The organism is Hymenobacter sp. FMD4 (genome assembly GCF_058932745.1).
In genome coordinates this window covers 35121-56238 of record NZ_JBZYWH010000010.1, presented here as the reverse complement: position 1 = coordinate 56238, position 21118 = coordinate 35121, and the positions used below count along the sequence as shown (strand labels likewise).

At 63.6% G+C, this 21118-nt stretch carries 14 protein-coding genes; 6 read left to right on the top strand and 8 right to left on the bottom strand.

The window, feature by feature from the left end:
* The first annotated feature begins 377 nt into the window (after positions 1-377).
* The gene (locus AC5FXY_RS11385; RefSeq protein ID WP_493556797.1) at positions 378-4208 is read left to right on the top strand and encodes an Ig-like domain-containing protein; all 3831 of its coding nucleotides are present in this window, start codon (positions 378-380) and stop codon (positions 4206-4208) included.
* A 412-nt stretch (positions 4209-4620) separates the two neighbouring features.
* Entirely contained in the window at positions 4621-5094 is a 474-nt protein-coding gene (locus tag AC5FXY_RS11380; RefSeq protein WP_493556796.1) for a hypothetical protein, read from the top strand.
* A 258-nt stretch (positions 5095-5352) separates the two neighbouring features.
* On the opposite strand, the gene AC5FXY_RS11375 is transcribed toward AC5FXY_RS11380, so the two are convergent.
* From AC5FXY_RS11375 to AC5FXY_RS11340, 8 genes are all read right to left on the bottom strand, one after another.
* Positions 5353-5775 (bottom strand): hypothetical protein, encoded by a 423-nt coding sequence (locus AC5FXY_RS11375; RefSeq protein WP_493556795.1) that lies wholly within the window; start codon positions 5773-5775, stop codon positions 5353-5355.
* Positions 5776-6124: 349 nt separating this feature from the next.
* Entirely contained in the window at positions 6125-6505 is a 381-nt protein-coding gene (locus tag AC5FXY_RS11370) for a hypothetical protein (protein WP_493556794.1), read from the bottom strand.
* 330 nt (positions 6506-6835) lie between these two features.
* Positions 6836-7507 (bottom strand): recombinase family protein, encoded by a 672-nt coding sequence (locus tag AC5FXY_RS11365; protein WP_493556793.1) that lies wholly within the window; start codon positions 7505-7507, stop codon positions 6836-6838.
* A 232-nt stretch (positions 7508-7739) separates the two neighbouring features.
* A complete protein-coding gene (locus AC5FXY_RS11360; protein ID WP_493556792.1) occupies positions 7740-8351 on the bottom strand; it encodes a thioredoxin family protein in 612 nt (203 codons plus the stop codon).
* A 6-nt stretch (positions 8352-8357) separates the two neighbouring features.
* Complete coding sequence (locus AC5FXY_RS11355) at positions 8358-8831, bottom strand: TlpA disulfide reductase family protein (protein ID WP_493556791.1); 474 nt, start codon at positions 8829-8831, stop codon at positions 8358-8360.
* Positions 8832-9044: 213 nt separating this feature from the next.
* Positions 9045-11717 carry a TonB-dependent receptor gene (locus tag AC5FXY_RS11350; RefSeq protein ID WP_493556790.1) on the bottom strand — a complete coding sequence of 891 codons (2673 nt, stop codon included), beginning with the start codon at positions 11715-11717 and terminating at the stop codon, positions 9045-9047.
* A 220-nt stretch (positions 11718-11937) separates the two neighbouring features.
* Complete coding sequence (locus AC5FXY_RS11345; RefSeq protein WP_493556789.1) at positions 11938-12636, bottom strand: LytR/AlgR family response regulator transcription factor; 699 nt, start codon at positions 12634-12636, stop codon at positions 11938-11940.
* Between the two features lie 4 nt (positions 12637-12640).
* Positions 12641-14338, bottom strand: coding sequence for a histidine kinase (locus AC5FXY_RS11340; protein WP_493556788.1), 1698 nt, complete (start codon positions 14336-14338; stop codon positions 12641-12643).
* Positions 14339-14600: 262 nt separating this feature from the next.
* Here AC5FXY_RS11340 and AC5FXY_RS11335 point away from each other — a divergent pair, with 262 nt between their 5' ends.
* The 4 genes from AC5FXY_RS11335 (at position 14601) to AC5FXY_RS11320 (ending at position 21109) form a co-directional block, all read left to right on the top strand.
* Entirely contained in the window at positions 14601-15170 is a 570-nt protein-coding gene (locus AC5FXY_RS11335) for an RNA polymerase sigma factor (RefSeq protein WP_493556787.1), read from the top strand.
* A complete protein-coding gene (locus AC5FXY_RS11330) occupies positions 15167-16918 on the top strand; it encodes a hypothetical protein (protein ID WP_493556786.1) in 1752 nt (583 codons plus the stop codon). Before AC5FXY_RS11335 ends, AC5FXY_RS11330 begins: the two co-directional genes overlap by 4 nt.
* Positions 16919-17048: 130 nt before the next feature.
* The gene (locus tag AC5FXY_RS11325; RefSeq protein ID WP_493556785.1) at positions 17049-19238 is read left to right on the top strand and encodes a M43 family zinc metalloprotease; all 2190 of its coding nucleotides are present in this window, start codon (positions 17049-17051) and stop codon (positions 19236-19238) included.
* A gap of 41 nt (positions 19239-19279) precedes the next feature.
* Positions 19280-21109, top strand: a complete 1830-nt coding sequence (locus AC5FXY_RS11320; RefSeq protein ID WP_493556784.1) for a hypothetical protein — start codon at positions 19280-19282, stop codon at positions 21107-21109.
* Positions 21110-21118: the final 9 nt, after the last annotated feature.

Sequence of the window (21118 nt, the reverse complement as noted above, 5' to 3'; positions counted from 1 at the left end):
AGGGCACGGCGGAAAGCGGGAGCGAGGCCAGCGCGGCGGCCTGGTGCGCGGGCGGCAGCCGGGCCCGGTGCTGGGAGAGGTGCAGCTAGTTCCAGCAGACAATGCCGTTCATCAGCAGGCGCTTGCAAGACTAGGTCACCAGCTGCTCTGAGCGGGTGGCGGCGTGAAACGCCTGGTTGCGCCCGTGCCCGACCGCCGTATCGCTCTAACCTGCGATACGGCGGTCTGCTATCTGTTGCCATGTCATAACTTTGCTTGTACAATTCTACTTTTGTTGAAAGTTGCGGTAACCTTTTCTAGTCAGGAAGCAGACCCGTGGTTTCATTAACTGGTCTACTTTCTTTCGGATGGTAAACTTCTTCGCTGCTTTCCGGCCCGTGTCCTGCATCCATTGGCTGTTGCTTTTCTTACTAGTGGGGTGGGTGAGTGGGGCCCGTGCGCAGACGGTTACTTACTCCTGCACCGGCGGCCCTCAGACCTACGTGGTGCCGGCCGGCGTAACCCAGCTGCAAGTGGTAGCCACGGGTGCAATCGTGGGGTCCGCGGGTGCTATATCCACCAGCGCAGCTGTGGTGCGGGCTACCGTAACGGTAACGCCCAATGAAATTCTTACGGTGGTGGTGGGCAGCCACGGCGCGTCTGGTGGTGTGCCCTGCGGTGGCGGTGGCGGTGGCGGGGGGATTCCTATCGGCTACAACGGAGGAGGCGGGAATGGCGGCAACGGCACCGGTGCTGGCGCTACCGACCTGCGGCGCAGCGGCGCCAGCACCGGCGACTACCTCTCGAGCCGCAATGCACTGCTGGTGGCGGGTGGCGCCGGTTCCGAAACCAGCAACCCTTGTGTGGAGCATTACAATTTTGGTGGGGCCGGTGGTACCCCTATTGGGGGCAATGGCTCCACTATTTCCGACATTACCTATATAGGCCGCGGCGCTACGCAAACCGCGCCGGGCACGTCGCAGCGCGGCGCAGCGGGCAACAATAACGTTGGCGGTGCGGGTGCAAACGGCGGCGGCGGCGGCGGCGGCGGTTATTACGGCGGCGGCGGCGGGGCTTACAATGGCAGTACCAGTAACTTTATCGGCGGCGGCGGGGGCGGCGGCTCGTCGTGGGTAATGCCCACCGGGAGCAGTGCCATCAGCTACGGGACCACCAGTACTATTGATTATTACGGCGGGTCCATGACCATTACGGCCCCACAAACAGCCGCCCCCGTCGTGACGGCGCCGGCCAATGGCAGCTCCACCGCCTCCACCACGCCCACCTACAGCGGCACGGCCCCGGCCGGCAGCACGGTGCGCGTGTTCCTCAGCGGTGCCTTGCAGGGCACCGTCACGGCCACGGCGGGCGGCACGTTTAGCTTAGTGCAGCCCACGGCCCTGGCCCCCGGCACCTACACGGTGCTGGCCACGGCCCAAAGCGCGGGCCAGGCCGTGAGTCCCAATTCCAACACGAACAGCTTCACGGTAACCGTCCCCGCCCCGACCATCAGCAGCTTTACGCCCGGCAGCGGCCCCACCGGCACCGCCGTCGCCGTGACCGGCACCAACCTAAGCAACCCGACCACCGTGCGCGTGAACGGCACGGCCGGCACCGTGCTGGGCACCCCCGCGGCTACCAGTACGGGCTTCAGCTTCGCGGTGGGCGCGGGCAGCACCAGCGGAGCCGTGACGCTAGCCACGGCGGGCGGCGTTGCCACCTCCACGCTCACGCCCGTGCTGCGCCTGCAAGCCACCGGCGGCAGCGCCGGCGACCGTACCGTGTACCTCGACCAAGTGGAGCTGCTCAACGCCAGCGGCACGGTGGTGAGCGGGGGCGTGGCCAACGGCAGCTTCGAAACGGGGGCTCCCGCGGGCGCCATCACCTACAGCCCGACCACGGTCACGGGCTGGACCTTTGCCGGCAACGGCGGCAACGCGGCCATCTCGACCACGGCCAGCCCCTTTTCCCCGCCCGCCCCGCCCGACGGCACGGCCCGCCTGGCGCTGTTGCAGCTGGCCGGCCCCTACGTGGAGCAAGCCCTGAGCTTGGCTGCCGGCACTTACCGGGTGCGCTTCCAGCTGGCCCAGCGCCAATGCTGCGGCGCCGGCCCCTACGACTTGGGCGTGCAGGTCTCGATTAACGGAGTGGCGCTGGGAGCGACCCTCCTGAACACCGCCGCCGGCTACGTGCAGGTGGTATCGGTGCCCTTCTCGGTGTCGGCGGCCGGGGTGTTCACCGTGTGCCCGGCCCCCGTGGCCACGGCCCGGGACGTAAGCGCCCCGCTCGACGCCACTAGTACCGTCGCTGTCACGACCGCCCAGGTAAACAACGGCAGCACGGCTAACTGCGGCCCCGCCCCCGCCAGCGCCCTGAGCCTGCAGAAATACGTGGTCGGTACTATTTCCGGGGAAGTAGCCCAGAACGGCACGCTCACGCTTACGGCTCCCAACGGCGGCATCTTCACGGCCATCAGATTTGCCAGCTACGGCACGCCCACGGGCACGTCCGGCAACTACGCCGTCAGCGCCTGCCACGCCAGCAACAGCACGACCGTCGTAGGCAATGCCCTGCTGGGCAACAACACGGGCAGCATCGTTGCCAACGCCACCACCTTTGGCGACCCTTGTCCGGGCACGACCAAGAAGCTGGCCGTGACGGCGACCTACGAGTATTATGCGGCCGCCGCTACCGCCGCCACTTCCCTCACGTATACCTGTGCCGAAACCGGCCCGCACTACGTGCAATTGGTGGTGACCGACGCCGGCGGCAATCGCAGTACCGCCCGGGCCAAAGTAACGGTGAGTGTACCGGCCACCCCCACCACCACGTGGCTGGGGGCCAGCTCCGACTGGACGAACTGCGCCAACTGGAGCTTCGGCAAAGTGCCCGATGCGGCCACCAGCGTTGTGATTCCCACCGGCCGGACCAGCTACCCCAGCCTGCCAGCCGGCACCTACCCGGTGAATGGCCTGACCATCGACGCGGGCGGCGCGCTGACGGTGGGCAGCACTGCCACGCTGCAGGTAAACGGCGGCTTCACCAACAACGGCACGGCCACCCTAAGCGGCACGTTGGCCTTTGTGGGCAGCGCCGCCACCCAAACCTTGGGCCACGCCGGCGGCTTTACCACGGTGGTCGTCAACAAGCCCAGCGGCACGGTGCAGCTCAGCCAGCACCTGACCATCAACGGGGCCCTGACCCTGAGCAGCGGCACGCTCACGACCGGCGCCTATCAGGTGAACTTAGGCGGCTCGGCAACCCTGAGCGAAACCGCCACCAGCTACGTGACCGGCAAAGTGGTGGTCAGCCGTACCCTGACGCCCGGCACGGCGCAGACGTTCGGCGGGCTGGGCTTGACGCTGACGCCCGCCCCCGGCTCGACGGCGCCCGGTGCCACTCAGGTTACACGCGTGACGGGCTCGGCCCTGAGCGGCACGGGCTCGAGCCAGAGCATCCGGCGTTACTACGACATCGTGGCCACCCAGAACACGGGCCTGAACGTGACGATGGCTTTCCGCTACCTCGACCACGAGCTCAACGGCATCGCGCCGGCCAACCTGGCCTTGTTCAAGTCCACGAGCGGCACGGCCGGCCCGTGGCAACCGCAGGGTCCGGTCACGCTAAGCGCGAACGTGGTGACCAAGACCGGCATCAATGGCTTCTCGGTCTGGACGCTGGGCAGTACCCTCAATCCGCTGCCGGTGGAGCTCGTCAGCTTCACGGCCGAGCGCCAGGGCGCGGCGGCCGTGCGCCTGGCCTGGACCACGGCCGCGGAAGCGAACAGCCAGCAGTTTGAGGTGGAGCGCAGCAACGACGGCGTGGCCTTCGCCCGCGTGGGCACGGTGGCGGCGGCCGGCAGCAGCAACGCCCCGCGCCGCTACGGCTGGCTCGATGCCCAGCTGCCGGCCGGCGCGGGGCTGCTCTACTACCGCCTGCGGCTGGTCGATACCGACGGCACATTCGATACCTCGCCGGTGCAAGCTGTCGCGCTTCCGGGCTCGTCGGCCCGCGGCCTGGCCCTGGCGCCCAACCCGGGCCGGGCCACCACCCTGACCGGGGCCGCCGCCGGGGCGGCGGTGCAGGTATACAGCGTGCACGGGCAGTTGATGCTCTCGGCCACGGCCGATGCTACGGGCACGGCCCGTCTGGTGCTGCCGTCTGCGTTGCCGGCAGGCGTGTATGTGGTGCGCAGCGGCCGCCAGGCCGTGCGCCTGGCCGTGGAATAGGCCAGTTGCTAAAAGATAAAAATGCCTCGGCGTCTGACGTCGGACATTTTTACATGAAAAATATTTTAAGGCGTGGCCCTCTATCCAGAGCCTAGGGCGTGGTGCAGACTTCAACGTACGACGTCGAGTGCATCCTGCACCTGCACGCACTGGGTGTACCGCTGGTTCGACTTGACACCCTCGTCTTCCTGCCTTATCGGCCCTGATGCGGTTATTTGAGGATGTGTTTAATAAGTCGCATTAGCTACCCTGGTTAACATAGTTTGACTTCTACGACAGCGGTAAGTTTGATCTCAGCACCTTACCCCCACTCGGGTGCCACTTGGCATACGGCATGATAACGGGCCCTTAGCGGTTCCTATCCGAACGACGGTGGCTGTTTAAATTTAAATTACCGCCCTAACATATGTTTATGTATTTCGTTTTGTTAGCAGCCCTGACCACCGCACTACTAGTTACTTGGTGGTTTATGCGCAAACAAGCGCAGCAGAAGCGCGCCCCGAAACGCCTTTCCATTGCGGTGACCGAAGGCATTGCCATGGTTACGCTGCCTGCCGCCTACCAGGTGGAGGACGAGGCGGTGCTGTGGGAGTTCCTGCGGGGCAAGGAAGCGGCGGCGAACCGCGCCCGCGTACACAGCCTGCTCTACGACTGCTGCGCGTGGCGGTGGTCCAATGTGTTGGGAGTTGAAATGGCAATGTGGCAGGCCGAAGCGGATTGGACGGGCGACACTATTTTTTGCCAGTTAAGCCCGGAAATGAAGTCGGTGATGGACCTGTTGCTACGGGAGGAGCACCGGCCGGAAAACCCGGTAACCTTTCGTCCATGCCTCTACTTTGCGACCGTGGAAGAAGGATTGACTTATGCCCGAGCTAAGCAAGCCTGAACGGCGCTACATGCCCTTCTTTCGGTGAACGAAAGAAGCCAGCCCTACCCCTGGTGTCCAGCAGCCCTTTGCAACGCAGGATGTGTTTCGTAGACGCGAAAGCAAGTACTTTTCCGGGCCTAGGCAAATAGAACTTTAGGAAAAGTGGGGCAGTGCAACCAGCGCGGGGTTCATCTGGGTTCTGTCGCTTTACGTAATGGCCCTTCTAGAATTTAGTGCAGCCCGATCATTTGGCTTATGAGTAGCGTTTTCGGGAAGTCAATCGATGCGGTTCCGCCACGCTTCGTCATGGTTGATTAACGCAATAGCAATGCCGTAATTGAATTCTAGTCCCCGTATAGTGTCGTGATTCATGCTCACCAGGAGGGATTGGTTGCCCTGGATGAGCAGGACGGTGTCCCGTTGGTAGCGACCGAAATCCACATGAATAGTGTGTCGGCCTGGGCATACGGAAAAGTCTTTGACCCAATATTCGGAACCCGTTTTGAGGCTGGCGTAGGAGTCCTGCACGAGTAAAGAATCATTGAGGATAATTCGTGCTTGAGCCAAGGTATCGATGAAACTATCATTGTTCACAGACAACGCTACAGGCCGTCGTTGGCATGTTCTGTTGCGTACCGATGACTGCTGACAGCCCAACTGCAAGCCACCCAGGAGCAAACAAACAAATAACAGCTTCATTGAATGGGGAGCAAAGACGCTACCTTTTTGCCAAGCACAAGTTAGACAAAATGAAGAGTTGCAACTCCTATCAAGCGGAGGCATATAGCGGAATCCTTTCTAAACATAAGTTTAGTTATACACGCCACCTTGGAAAAGTGGTGGTTTTGGCCTTCCTAAGCGTGAGGCTGCCGGCGTGGTACTTTGCCTGGTATAGAGCTGCCATTGGGGTATTTACGTATCTCCAGGTATTGCAGTAAGCTCACTCCACAAAGAGCCCTAGCTGTTCAATTTTTCGGAAACACTCTGGGTCTGGGACCTCGAATCCTAAGTGCATGTAGAAGTCGTAGCCAAATTCTAGGGCTTTGGTCTAAGTGTCGTCAACCAACCGAAACCAGAGGCATTCGCGCAGAGCTAAGGCCACCAGGGCCCCTAAATCTGAATAGGGAAAGGAGCAAACGTTGTTTTCAACTTGCTTATATACTGCTGTGAGCGCCTCGTCCATCTCACCTGCCCAGTGGACTTCCACGGACTCGAGTTTGACCTGCGCCGCACCCGCGAAAAAGAGTTGCGCAGCCTGGACATACCGCGCTTCGACGGCCAGATACTCTTCAAGGCGTAAACGCTGGCCAGCAAACTCGTCGCCCACCTGAGTAAACAGGTACCACTCGTCGGGCAAGTAGTGACCCTTTGCGTTGCGAAAAAGGGGATTATACTTGGTCACCTGCTTATAAAACGAGCTTTTGTGCATCGCATACTCCAGAGGAAATGTAGATGGGTAGCTAAGGCCTCTGGGCTCCGAAATTACCAATTTCCTAACCGTGCACTAAGGTTGCAGATTAGCTTACCCAAACGGTAGTTGAAACAGTCAGCAGGCTTTTTACATACTGGAGAGGACGGTTTACAGCACGTAAAAGCGCCTACCTCCTTATCCCACCGCCGCGGCTGTGCTGCTGCGGGGCTTGGTGGATGCGCTGCTGGGCCACCTGGCGCTGCGCTTCCTGCTCCAGCTGCGGGTCAAGCTTCGATTAGGTCCGATCACACGGGCTTATGGAACGTGACACCTCCGGCTAGCTCTGCGTTAGCCCTGGCTGTCGGGGGTGGCGCGCTCCCAGAGCCGTTGCACCTGCTTGTGGGTGTAGGCCGCTCCGCGCCGGGTGCGGAACCCTAGGGCGTTGAGCTCCGCCGCGACCTGGCTGTAGCTCGCCTGCTGGGCCATCCTGGCGACGACCAGCGCCGTGGCCTGCCGGTTGGCCTCACTGCTGCGGGCGTTGGTCTGACGTGCTTCTAATCCCTTCTGCCGGGCTTCAGCGGTCAGGTTTTGCGGCGAGCCCAACGGCCGGCCCTGGCTTTTGAGCACGGCCAGCGCCTTGCGCGTGCGCTCCGAGATCAGGTCGCGCTCCTGCTCCGCGAGGGCGGCGAAGATGTGCACGGTGAACTTGTTGGCCTGCGGCTGGTCGGTGGCCACGAACTCCACCCCCGCGTCCATCAGGGAAGCAATAAACGAGACGTTGCGGCTGAGCCGGTCGAGCTTGGCGATGACCAGCACCGCCCCGTGCGCCTTGGCCAGCTGCATGGCTTGCTGCAACTGCGGCCGGGCGGCGTGCTTGCCCGACTCTACCTCCGTGAACTCCCCCAGCAGTACCCCGTCCTTGATGAACGCCTGCACCATGTTGCGCTGCGCTTCCAGCCCCAGCCCGGACTGTCCCTGCTTGGCGGTGCTCACGCGGTAGTAGGCGACGAAGGCGGGCATAGGTGGGCAGTGGGCAGGTGGGAGTGCGGTAAAGGTAGCGGCTGCTTGGACATTTTATAAACGAGCGTTTATGTAGTGTCCTGAGGTCTGCTAGCGGATTATGGCGACGGGTTACTGGAAGGGTGTTTGCGAATTAGGGTTGGCGGTTTAAGCAGATACTTTATCTCGCCACATCTGTGCCCCCGTTGCCCAATAGCCTTAATCCCTATCGACGTTTGCCTGTAGTCCTGTTTCAAGATCTTTTCACTGCGCAGCCCAATGCTTTTGTCGTCGTAACCTTAATAGCTTGCCCGGCTTCCAAGGCGTTAATGGCATCTTCAACGTATAATGCCTTTTGGTTATTTCTGTTCCAATTATCGTTGTCCAAGGCCCCGGTATACAATACCCGGTATTTAGAAGTTTCTTTTGTCAAAAGAAAGAAATGTGGGGTTGCCCTCGCTCCAAACTGGTTGGTAACTAGTTGTCCTTCATCAAACAAGAAAGGAAAAGTAAAGCCTTTGGTTTGGGCCTTTTTCTGCATCTGCTCAAATGACTCACCCGAAAAAAGCCGTGGTGGATTGGGATTGATCGCAATAACAGGATAGCCCTTGGGCTTGTATTTTTTATCCAGTGCTATGATGCGATCTTCGTACTTGATGGCAACGGGACAGGTATTGCAGGTAAAAACCACGATTATCCCCTTGGCTTCGGGGTAATCTTCCAGCGAGACCATTCGCCCGTCGATATTTTTTAGCTTAAATCCAGCAGTGCTATCTCCCGGCTCAAGCGTTTTTATTACGCTTTCATCGGTGTTTGCACAGGATAAAAAAACAAAGAAGCCCAGCAATGTGAACGAGTTTTTCATGGGAGGTTATTTGAAGCGTTGATACTCTTGTAAAAGCGTTGAATAGGTGAATTCCTTTTCAAGCAGCTTTTGGGTTTTGCCTTTTACAAAAAGGGTTGCGGGAATAGAGCCGCTCCACGTTTTGTTTACCTTGTCGATGTAGACCTGAGGGTCTATTTCATCCAGAAGAAACACTTCAGTTCTCAGTCCAGACCGCTTTACCAAGGGTGTTACCGACTTATTTAATCGATCTTTACTATCAACGCTAACCAGGAGCACTTTTAGCTTCTCGGCCTTTTTCTGCTGCTGCAGTTTTTCAAAGTGGGGCAGCTCTTTTATGCAGGGTGCACACCACGTGGCCCAGAAGTTGATAATATAAGTAGTGTCCTTGCCCTGCTTTATTCGCTTGTTTAAGCGATCGACGGTCAGTAGCTCTACCTTCTGACCAAAACCAGCGGTTGCTGTCAACAGAAACAGGATCAATATCAAGTAGGACTTCATGGTGGTTTTGCTTTCGTGCGGCGAGCAGCGGTACCCTGGTGCGGGGAATTAATTTTCAGGATCGGGAAGGTGGCGGTGTCCCAAACCCGACCGCTTAGTCGATAGGTCCTGGCCGCGCAACCCGGCCCTCCCCCACCCTCGCGGAGGAAAGCTTGGAGCTGCTGCCTGGCTGTGGCGGGTGATTTAAAGCAATGAATTCTGGCGGCTTCTGGGTCAGTTGCTTCCCGGCCCGTTGTCGCCGTCGCCGGTTTTCTGGTCGTCGTTGCCGATGCTGCGCTTGGGGCGGCTGGGCTTGTTTTCCACCTTGCCGAAGCGGTAGGCGAAGGCCACGCGCACGCCGCGGTTGTAGACGTAGGTGGTGTTGGCCGACACCGACTGGCCATTGTCAAATTGAGTGGCCAAGCGAGCGTAGCGGCCGAACGGGTTGTCGGCGTTCAGGGTCAGGTCGCCTTTGCCCTGCCACAGTTCTTTGCGCAGGCTCAATGAGTAGGTCCGCCAGGGCGAATTGCGGCCCTGCAGTTGGATGCGCGGCGAGTTGACCATGGCAAACAGCCGGGCACTAAAGCCTTTGCCCAGCTTGTAGCCCGTGTTGAGGTTAGCCGAGTACACCACGCCGCGGTTGCTGGTGTTTAGCAGGTTGCTGCGCAGGTACACGTAGTAGGCGCTGAGGTTGCCGCTGATGTTCCACTTGGGCCGGGGCTTGGCCGAGCCGAACAGGTTGAGGCCGTAAGTCTGGTTGCGGGCTACGTTCCCGTAGGTGGTGAGCACCCGGCCGGCATCGTCGGTGCTGTACACTTGCTCGATGGCGTTGTTGGTCTGCCGCGTGAACAACGACACGTTAAGGCTGGTACCCTTGGCCAGGGTATTCCAGTTCAGCTCGTAGTTGTCGGTGAATTCCGCGTCGAGCTCGGGGTTGCCCTGCTGAATGGTGCGCGGGTCCGACTCGTTGCGGTACGGGTTGAGAAAGAAGATGCTGGGACGCTGGATGCGGCGCGAGTACGTGGCCCGCAGCGAGGAGCCCGGCTGCTTGAGGTTGCGCGTCAGGGCCAGGTTGGGCAGCACGTTGGTGTAGCCCAGCCGGAACTCGTTTTCCTGGCTCTGGAAGTTGCCGCGCAGGTCGGTGCGCTCCACGCGAACGCCCAGGCGCGCGCTGTACTTTTTGCCCACGCTCAGGCCGTAGGTGGTGTAGCCGGCCAGCACGTCCTGGTCGTAGTTGAACTTATTGCTCAGGCTGGGCTCCAGGCCGAATACGCCGGTGCCCGGGTTGGTGCGGAACACCTCGTAGTCGCTCAGCACCGTGCGCTGAATCATCTTGGCGCCTACTTCCACGGTTTGTGCCGCCCCCATGGGGTGCACGTAGTCGGTTTGCAGGGTTGTTTCGAGGTTGCGGGCTAGGTTGGGGCTTTCCTCGCGGTAGTTGGGGTTGTTGAAGTCGGGGTTCAGGAGCGGAAACTGCGTCACGTCGTATTCGCTCTGCCGGCGGTTGCGGCTATGCTGGGCCAGCACGGTCCACTCGCGTCGGCTTTTGCCGAAGCTGCGAGTGTAGGAGCCCTGCAGGTCGTAGGTGCGCACGGCATTATTGACTACTTGCTCGCGGGTGTAGTTGCCAAACAGCGGTTGGGTGGTCGTGGGCTGGCCTTCGTCCAGGGTGTAGCGGTTGTTGACGTCGATGTCGAAGCGGTTGGTGAGCAGGGCAGTGCTGAAGGTCAGGCCAAAGGCGTGGTTGGGAGCGGGCTCGTATTCCAGGCCAATGCGCCCCTGGCTACCCGCGCCCAGGCCCCAGGCGTCGTTGCGCTGAAACAGGCGGCCCGTGGTAAGTAGTGGCTGCCCGTTTACCTCGGTGCGCACGTCCCGGTCCACGCGGCTGATTTCCTGGGCCCTGGGAGCGTAGAAGGCCGCACCATTCAGGGCGGTGGTCAGGGCCAGCTTGCCTTGGCGCACGTTCAGGGTCAGGTTGGCGTTGGTGTTGCGGGTGCCCAGGGCCAGGCCCGCGCTGCCGTTCACGCCCTGCAGGTTGTTTTCCTTGAGCACGATGTTGATGATGCCGGCCGAGCCTTCGCCGTCGTACTTGGCCGAAGGCGAGGTAATCACCTCCACGCTCTTGATCTGATCGGCGGGCAGCTGCTTAAGGGCCGTGGCCAGGTCGCCCGCCACCGCCGCGGAGGGCTTGCCGTTTAGCAGGATGGTCACGTTGCCTGAGCCGCGCAGCTGTAGGTTGCCGTCGGGGTCCACGCTCACCATGGGGGCTTTGCGCAGCACGTCGGCCGCGGTGCCACCTTGGTTGGTGGCGTCCTGGGCGGCGTTGTACACCAGGCGGTCGGGCTTGCTTTCTACCACGGACCGCTCGCCGGTCACGGTTACTTCGTTTAGCTCCCGGGCGGCAGCCGTCAACGCCACGCTGCCCAGGTCGACCACCATTTTGCCGTCGGCCAGCGTTACCGGCTGCGTTACGCTGCCGTAGCCGAGGAAGCTTATCTGCAGGCGGTACGCGCCCGGGGCCAGGCCCTTCAGGGAAAAGCGGCCTTTCTCGTCAGCCACGGTGCCGTCTACCGGCTTGCTGCCGCTGGCCGGCAGCAGGGCCACGGTGGCAAACTCCACCGGCTTGTTGGTGGCGCCGTCCAGCACCACGCCGCTGATGCGGCCGTTGCCGCGCGCAGCAGGGAGCGGGCTCAGGACCGGAGCCACGGCCGGCGCGCCCGGAGCGCCAGTCGGGATACCGGCAGGACCCCCTGCGGGCCGGGATGCCGGGGCCGCAGGCACCTGAGCAGCGGCTTCAGTAGCCAGGGCACTGGCTAGCGCCATCACCCACAGGAAGCGGTGGCTCAGTAGTATTTTGCTAGCGCAGGTCAGGGCCTGAGCCGGGGGCCGGGCGGAGGGGTTTTTCATAGAAACCGGGGTGAAAGTCGGGAACTGTCCCAAACCTATTCCCTCCCCTGCCCCATTGCCCGCCTTACCTAATGAACGGCGCTATTCCCTTACCAACGGCGCTAAGCCGCGCCCCGTGGGATGCCCTGGGCTTATCCGTGTCCTCGTTTTCTGGAGTTGGGTAACCCAGCGCGGGCCGCCCGGCTCGGGCTGGGCCGACATGGCGCGCTCCCCTAGGCGGTCAGCCCAGCGCCTGTTTAAGTTCCTTGTACCGCTCGCGCCCGACCGGCAGGACGGTCCCGCTGAGCAGTTCCAGCTCGTACTTGCTGGAGCCGTGGCTGAGCAACTGGCGCACGTCCACCAGGCGCACGATGTAGGACTTGTGCACGCGCTGAAAATCCGGGGGTAGTACCTCCTGCAGGCGCTGCAGCGACTTGTCGTGGAGTTCCACCGTGCCGTTGCGCAGGTGCAGCTCAGAGTAGATGCCGGCGCCCTTGATGAAGAGAACCTCGTCGATGTCGAGCAGCCGCAGGGCGTTGCGGCGGCGCACGGCCAGGTATTTGAGCGGCGCGGCCGCGCGTGGTTCGCGGTGGTCGAAACGCGCCAAGGCCTTTTGCAGCCGCTCGGCGGTCACCGGCTTGCCCACGAAGTCCAGCACGCCGTAGTCAAAGGCCTCGATGGCGCGCTGCCTGTTGGCCGAGACAACAATGGTGTGAAACGAGCCGGCAACGGCCTGCTGCAGCAGCTCGAAGCCGTCTTGCCCGTTCAGGTTCAAGTCAAGCAGCAGCAGGTCGACGGGCGTATCCTGCAGAAAAAACTGCGCGCTTTCCAGCGAAGGCTGCACGGCCACGCTGCTGAGCCGCTCGCCCAGCACTTCGCGCAGCAGGCGTACGATGCGGCTGGCTACCAGGGCCTCGTCTTCGACAATGAGCACGCGCATGGCCCTAATGCGAGGTTTCCAACAGGTCGATTTCCACGGCCCAGCCGTCATGCACCGGGGCCGAGCGCAGGCGCCACGCGCCGGGGAAGGACTCTTCCAGGCGCATCTTGACGTAGCGCGAGCCGGTGCCTTCCACTACGGGACGGCTGCAGGCGGCCGCGTCGCTGTCGTTGAAAAGCCGGTAGCGGACGCCCTGGCCCAGCGGCTCCTTGGTGAGCACAAAGCGCCCGGTGCCGCGCCGGGCGTAGCCGTGCGTCAAGCCGTTTTCGATCAGGGTGTGGAAGGTGGCCGGCGGCACTTGTTCCGTGCCGAGCAGGCCGCGGGTTTCGAGCACAAATTCCGACTGCCGGCGGAAGCCCATGATTTGAAGGTGGGTGCGGCAGATCTGCAGCTCGTCCTCGATGGAAATGAGTTTTTCCTCGGCGATGCTGGACACCAACTCAAATTCAGCGGCCAGAGCGTCGATGAGTTGATTGGCCTGCCGGGGGTTCTGCTCAATGAGCTCCTGCAGGGACATGAGCGTGTTGAGCAGAAAGTGCGGCTGGATGTTTTTGCGCAACAGCTCGTTTTCCAGGCGTGCCGAGCGCAGCTGCGCCGCTTGCTGCTCCCGGTAACGTTTCACCAGCTGCCGCCCGATGGAAAACGCCATGATGCCGATAAAGCACACAATGCCCCAGTAGTAGCCCAGCGGCAGCAGCCAGAGGTAGCCCAGAAACGTCACTCCGGTCAGGCCCACGATGCCGGCCAGCGCCCAGCGGCTGACTTCGCGCTTAAGCCGCACGGCCAGCAGTCCGGCCGCCACCAACACCACCGTAAAGACGGCAAAGTACAAGCCTACGGGCAACCACCCGTACGCGGCTATTGAAAACGCCAGGGCCCCGGTCAGCCACCAGCGTCCCTGCGGCAGGCGAAACTCCAGCACCAAAAACGCCAGCAGGCACAGGTTGTTGGCCAGCAGGGCCAGGTACGAGACGTCGTGAACCAGTAGAAAGTAGGCGGCCTGGCTGGCATCGGGTGCGGTACCCCGCAGGCCCCCGTAGATTTTCAGGGCGTGCAAGGCGCAGTAGGCGCTTAAAAACAAGTAAGACCGCTGGCGCGCAAAGCCGAGGTACAACAGCCCGCAAAAAAGGGCGGAGGCGCCCAGGATCCCGATGATGAGCGTAGCCGAGGACGTCTCCTGCTGCTGCCGGGCAAGCAAGTGCGGCCAGGTGGTCAGGGTGGCAACCGGCTGCCAGGGCCGGTCGGCAAATTGCTGGTTGGACACGCGCACCAGCAGCGTGTGCGCCCCGGCCTGCGCTTGCGCCGGGGTGAGGGGCAGTTGCTGGTGCCAGCGCCCCGGCTGCTCTCCCCGGGACCCAAGCCGGCCGTTGCGCTGTAGCAGCTGGCCGTCCCAGTACACCTCCGAGGCGGTGCTCCAACCCTGCAGCACCAGCAGAACGGGGTCGTGGCTTTGGGACTCGCTGATGGTCACCCGTGAGCGCACCCAAAACTCTCGGGCGGGGCTGTGCTGCCCGTCGACGGCGGTGTTGCACCAGTACGCGGGCCGCCACGGGCCGGTGTTGTCGGGCCGCTCAAGCGCGCTTGCACCAGCCGGCTGCCACCACCAGCGCGCCAGCCTTAGTGATGTCGGGGCAGTGGCTTGGGCGCGCGCTGCCTGACCTAGGCTGAAAAGCAGCCCAAAAAAAAGGAGAAAGCGTACCACCGGTGCAGGAGAATTAAAGAGTCCTGTAAGTTAAATGTATTCGGCACACCCGCCAGCTTTTCCTTCCGCTGGCCCGGCACCCCTTAGGCACCGGCGAGCCTAGGTCGTATACCGACAAGCCGTTTTGCATTCCCTCTTGAATGAGCAGGTTTCTCCATCCCCCTCATTTGGAAAATTTAATTTAAGCAAGTGCAGCCGCTAAGGCATTTGAGCTGTCAAGACTCAAGGGAAGGGTTATTTCACTTGCGTACCTCGAATCCGGATGCCTATCTCCACTGCTGTCGTTGATGAAGCCCTGCTGGCCGCGTGCCGGCGCGGGGAGTCAGCGGCGCAGTATGTGCTCTACCAGAAGCTTGCCAGCACCCTACTGGGCGTGTGTTTGCGCTATTGCCCCACCCAGGCCGAAGCCGAGGACGCGCTGCAGGAAACCTTCGTCAAAATCTTTACCCGCCTCGAACAATACCGGGGAGAGGGCCCATTCGAGGCCTGGGCGCATCGCGTTGCCGTGACCACGACCCTAAACGCCACCAAGCAGCACCGCCTGCGCCACCCCGCCTGCAGCGTTGACTTGGACGAATTGACGGGCCATTTGCCTGCCTCGGATTCCACGGGGCTGGAGCAGCTGGCTGCCAGCGACCTCATCGCGGTGGTGCAAACCCTGCCCCTGGGCTACCGCACCGTCCTGAACCTCTACGCCGTGGAAGGCTACTCGCACCCGGAAATTGCCGCGCTGCTGGGCATCACGGAAAGCACGTCCAAATCGCAGCTGACCCGCGCCCGTCGCTTGCTCGAAACCCGCTTGGTGGCCGCCCACCGCATCCGAACCCCATGAACGACCGAGACCCCGACGACTTGTTTGACGCTTTGCGCCGCGCCTGGGCCGACTCCCACCCGCAGCCGCCGGCCTCGCTGTGGAACCGCGTTCAGGCGCAGGTCCCTCCCCGTGCCGTTCAACCCCAGCTTCGGCGCCGCAAACGGCAGGTAGGCTGGCTGCTGGGCTTGCTACTGCTTTTGGTGAGCGGCCTGAGCTGGCACTTTTGGCCCGCGCCAGACTCGCGTTTGCGGGAACCTCACCGCGGCAGCAGTGCCAGCCAAGCGCCGCGGGCAGCTTCCAAACAAAAACCCGTGGCAGGAAATGGAGCGGGGTTGAGCCAACGCGACACCACCCCTTCTCTTATCTATCCACCCGGCCCGGCTTCTCCAGCCCCGACGGTGGCTGAGCGGGCTAAGGCTGGTAATGGCCGCGGGTCAAGGTCGCCTGTCGCCACCAACTTGTTCGGGACGGATTCGAGCGCCGCCGCGACCAGGATTTCGCCAAGTCAAAAGGCCGTAGCAGCCTACCCCCTAATGCCCACCACCGGATCACCGTCGGCTACCCGGCGCACCCGGGCCGCGCAGCCGCGGACCCCGGCTGGCACGGTGCTGCCAGGCAGCCGGGCGCGCCGGCTGCGAAAGCCAGTGGTGCTGGCTCAACTGCCCGACCGGCGCCCCAGCCTGGCCCGTACCAGGGAAACAAGTTCCGAATCGCCTTCTTCAAAGCATGGCTTGGTTTTACCGGAGCTCCGAGCTGCCCAAAGCCAGGCCGTACAAAACCAGTCCGAACAAAACCAGTCCGGATTCGTGACCAGGACCAGGCAGTCGCGCGACTCGGCACGCTCTTCCTCGCCTCGCGCGCTCGAAAAGGCGGAAGCCGTGGCTGGTCGTGCCGAACCGGCTGGCCTGGCTGCCGAAGGGCACCCCGCCCTGCCCGGGCCCGACACGACGGCCTTTGACTTGCTAGCCCTGCGCAGGGTAGCCCTAGCCGCCGCTGCGTTTCCGTTACCCGACCCGCACCTGCGCGCTGACACCTCAATCGTAAAACCAGTTCCCCCACTACTCAGGCGTTGGTCTATCCAGGTGTTGACCGGCCCGGCCCGTAGCTACCGGCGGTTGGGAAATGAGAAATTTACCCTCTGGGGGCGTCCCGCCTCCCTGCCGCCCTTTCCCATCCGCTTAGGACCGGGGGCCCCAGCCGCCAACCGGCGCGCGGAGTATGAGCAACCCGGTATCGGTTGGAGTTTGCAGCTCCAGGCGCACCGCATGCTGACGGGACGTTGGGGCCTGAGCGCAGGGGTGGGCTATCAGGAATACGCGGTGGAGAGCATGTATCCGGTGCTCCCGGTGGTCCTGCTTCCCGGTGGGAGGCTGGCTCCTCCGTACACTGCCCGCGACACCTACCGCCTGGTAAGCGTACCGGTGCGCGTGAACTATACCCTCGGCCGGGTGGGTCGCCTGTGGTACGGCCTGCTGGCTGGCCCGGACCTGGCCCTGTACGTAGGGGGGACCAGCGCCGGCACCGGGCAGAGCCCGCGGGCCTGGCGCACCGCTGGAAGCCCTTACCGCCCGCTCCACGTGGCCCTGAATGCGGGGCTGGACCTGCGCTACCAGCTCGGGCCTGGTCTGCAGGCCAGCGTGCAGCCCAACGCGACTGCCTACCTCAGCTCGCTGACGAAACCGGAGACCGGGCTGGCGCGCCGGCGTTTGCAAGCCGTGGGCATGCAAGTGGGCCTATCCTACGGCTTCCCTACGCGCCAGCGGTGAGTCCCCGGGGCTGATCGGCCCCATAAGACCCTTGCCACCGGTGGGGCCACCTGCCGGACACCGGCTTCAACAGCTGCTTTCCGGGTGTACCCGACCCTGCCTTGCCCCCTCACCTTTCTGCTGTACCCCTATGCTCAAACGTTTACTTTCCCTGCGCCGGGCCGTGCTGGCCGGCGCGCTGGTTGCCTGCCTGGCCACGCCGGGGCGGGCGCAAACCCCGGGCGTCAACGAACGGACCGCCCCCGGCCCCGAGCTCCCCTGCGGGTTTGACCGCGTGCAGCAGCCCGGCGACAAGGAGCAGTACCGCCGCCTTCTGCAGGAGGCCGCCCGGCTCAGCCTTTCCGAGCAGGCCCGGGGGCTGGCTCTGCCCGACGTGACGGTGCCCGTGGTGGTGCACATTATCCACACCGGCGGGAGCAACAACATTTCCGACGCCCAGGTGCACGACGCGCTGCGCATCCTCAACGAGGACTTCAGCAAGCGCAACGCCGACACCAGCACGGTGATTGCGCCGTTTCAGTCCCGCCTGGCCAACGTGGGATTTCGGTTTCGGCTGGCCCAGCTTGACCCCAACGGCAACTGCACCACGGGCATCACCCGCACTTACTCGCCGCTGACCAACATCGGGGACAACCAGATGAAAAGCCTGATGGTGTGGCCCGTAAACAAATACCTCAACATCTGGGTGAGCTCCGCGGCCAACGGGTACGGCGGGGGTTACGCCTTCGGGCCCTGCTCGCCCCAGCCGAACCCCGGGGTCGTGATTCGGCACATGTATTTTGGCAGCATCGGTACGTCCAACCCCAGCAACATAGCGTCGCGCCTGCTTACCCACGAAGTCGGCCACTACTTTGGCCTGCCCCACACCTGGGGCCCCAACGACAACTCCGGGCTGCCTTCCAACTGCGGCATTGACGACGGCATCGCCGACACGCCTAACACCATTGGGTCCCAGTACGTCTGCAACCTGGCCTTCTCGCCCTGCACCGATGCCAGCAGCCAGCCCATTCTGGCCAACGTGCAGAACTACATGGACTACTCCCCCTGCGCGGCCATGTTCACCACCGGGCAGCGGGCGGTGATGCGCGCCGGCCTGCAGCTGCCCTGCCGGGCCCAGCTCACCACGGCGGCCAACCTGCTGGCCACCGGCACCAACGACGGCTTTGTGGCCCCGCCCTGTGCCCCGGTGGTGGCGTTTGAGCCTTCTTCCACCAGCGTCTGCGAAGGCGGCTCCGTGACCTTCACCGACTACTCCTACAACGACGCGCCGGGCGCCGCCCGCACCCACAGCTGGAGCTTTCCCGGCGGCAGCCCCGCCACTTCCACGCTGCCCAACCCCACCGTGACCTACCCGAACCCCGGGCAGTACAGCGCGACGCTGACCGTGACGAGCACGCCTGGCGGCGGCGTTACGCACACCCGGGCGCAGCTGGTGCAGGTAACCGGCGCCAACTCCGGCCTGGCCGGGCCGGTAGTCGAGTCGTTCGAGAATGCCAGCTTCCCCAGCAATTTCGCCGCGCCCGACCCGCGCAACTGGATTGCGACGGCGACTTCACCCGCGGTGCTGGGCGCCGCGTGGGTGCGGGCCAATCCGCCCAGCGGCGGCCTGGTCGCCAGCGACGGGGCGGCCTGCGTGTGGGTGCGCAGCAATCTGCTGCCCACCAATACCACCACCTGGCTCACTTCGCCCAACATCAACCTGAGCGCCTTCAGCGCCAGTAATCCCCCGGTGCTGACCTTCGACCGGGCCTACGCCCAGCTGCCCACGCCCGTGGTCGAAAACCTGCAGGTGCAGTTCAGCAACGACTGCGGCCGGACCTGGTTTATTGCTGCCTCTTACGCCAGCACGGACCTCAACACCATGGGCACGCTGCGCACCAACGGCTTCGTCCCCACCGCCGCTTCCGACTGGCAGCCCCTGCAAGTGCCCATCGCCCCCGGCTTGATCGGTCCCTACTTCCAGCTGCGCTTTCAACTCAACTCCAAGCTGGGCAACACCCTGTACCTGGACAACGTCCGCCTCGCTCCGGCCAGCGTCACCAGTGCCGCCGCCGCGGCCGCGCGCTACGAGCTGCGCCTGCTGCCCAACCCCGCCACCGCCGACACCAGGGTGGAGCTGACCCTTGCAGCCGCCGCGACCGTGCAGGTGCACCTAATCGACCTGCTGGGGCGCCAGGTGCTGGCCTTGCCGGCCACGCGCCTAAGCGCCGGCCGCCAAGCGGTAGCGCTGCCCGGGGCGGCCCAGCTGGCGCCGGGCCTCTACCTGGTGCAGGTGCGCACCCAAGGGCAGGCTTTATCCACCAAGCTTTTGGTGCGCTAGGCATCGAACCAATCCTTTCCACAACCAATTTGACCCTGCTCATGACCTCCTTCTTTACCCGATTCGGCCGCGGGTCCGTAGTGACCCGGTCCCTTCGTTTCTGGTGCGCGAGCCTGGGGCTTGCCTTGCTGCCGGCGGCTCCGGCCCTAGCCCAGACCCCGGCCTGGCAGTTGGCCCTGAGCGGCAACCACCCGCCCGGCACGCCCAGCACCTCGGTGACCACAGCCACGGCCGTGGACGCCAACGGCAACGTGTTCATCACGGGCTTCTTCAACGGCACAGTCAGGTTTGGCAGCACCCAGCTGACAAGTGCCGGAAGCGACGACCTATTCGTGGCCAAGTGGGATGCCTCGGCCCAGGCCTTTACCTGGGCCACCAGCGGCGGCGGTTCGGACCTTGATGAGGGCCGGGCCATCGCGGTGAACGGGACGAACGTGTACGTAACGGGAGCGTTTACCAGTAACGCCAGCGCCAGCATCGCCGGGCAGGCGCTGGCCGGTGCCGGGGGGCTGGACGTGTTCGTGGCCAAGTACGTGGACACGAGCACGGGCAGCACCCCGGCCACCAGCTCCTTTGCCAACGCCTGGGTTACCAGTGGCGGCGGCACGAGCAACGACGTAGGCATCGACCTCGCCGTGAGCGGCACGGGCGTGTACGTAACGGGCCTTTTTGCCAGCAACACGAGCGCCAGCTTTGCCGGGCAGGCGCTGGCCGGCGCCGGGGCCGGGGACGTGTTCGTGGCTAAATACGTGGACACTAGTACCGGGAGCTCACCCGCCACCAGCTCCTTTGCTAACGGCTGGGCGACCAGCGGCGGCGGCACAGCCGGGGATGTGGCCCGCGGCATCGCCGTGAGCGGCAGCAGCGTGTACGTAACCGGTGATTTCACCAGCAACTCTTTCGTTAGCATCGCCGGGCAGGCGCTGGCGGGCGCGGGCGGTCAGGACGTATTCGTGGCCAAGTACGTGGACACGAGCACGGGCAGCACCCCAGCCACCAGTTCTTTCGCCAACGCCTGGGCGACCAGCGCCGGCGGCACGGGCGCCGAGCTAGGCCAGCGCATCGCGGTTAATGGAACGAGTGTGTACGTGACGGGTACTTTCTCTAGCAACACCTTCGCCAGCTTTGCCGGTCAGGCGCTGGCCGGCGCCGGGGGGCTGGACGTATTTGTAGCCAAGTACGTGGACACCAGCACCGGGAGCACTGCGGCTACGAGCTCTTATGCCAACGCCTGGGCCACCAGCGCGGGCGGCACGGGCAACGAGCTGGGGCTTGGCATTGCCGCGCACGGCACGGGCGTGTACGTGACGGGGGTCTTTGCCAGCAACACGAGCGCCACCTTTGGCGGGCAGGTGCTGGCGGGAGCAGGGGGCGATGACGTGTTCGTGGCCAAGTACGTGGACACGAGCACCGGCAGCACCCCGGCCACCAGCTCCTTTGCTAACGCCTGGGCCACCAGCGCCGGCGGCTCGGGCAATGACCGGGGGCGGGGCATTGCCGTGAGCGGTAGCCGCGTGTACGTCGTAGGCAATGCAACGCCACCGGCTACGTTCGGCAGCATCAGCTTCGCGGGCAGCGCGAGCGGCACTAGCAACTTCCTGGCCGCGCTGCCGGCGGCGCCCGTCATGGCCACGGCCAGTGCCGTTAACCAAGACGTAACGCTGTCACCCAACCCCACGCAGGGCGCAGCTCGGCTCACGGGCGTAGCGCCCCATGCCGCCGTCACGGTCCTGGATGCGGTGGGCCGCCCGGTGTACCAGGCCACGGCCGACGCGGCCGGCACGGCCCGGCTGGCGCTGCCCGCCGGGCTAGCCTCGGGCGTGTACCTGGTGCGCAGCGGCACCCACGTGCGCCGCCTGCTGGTGGAGTAGTGCGGCTGC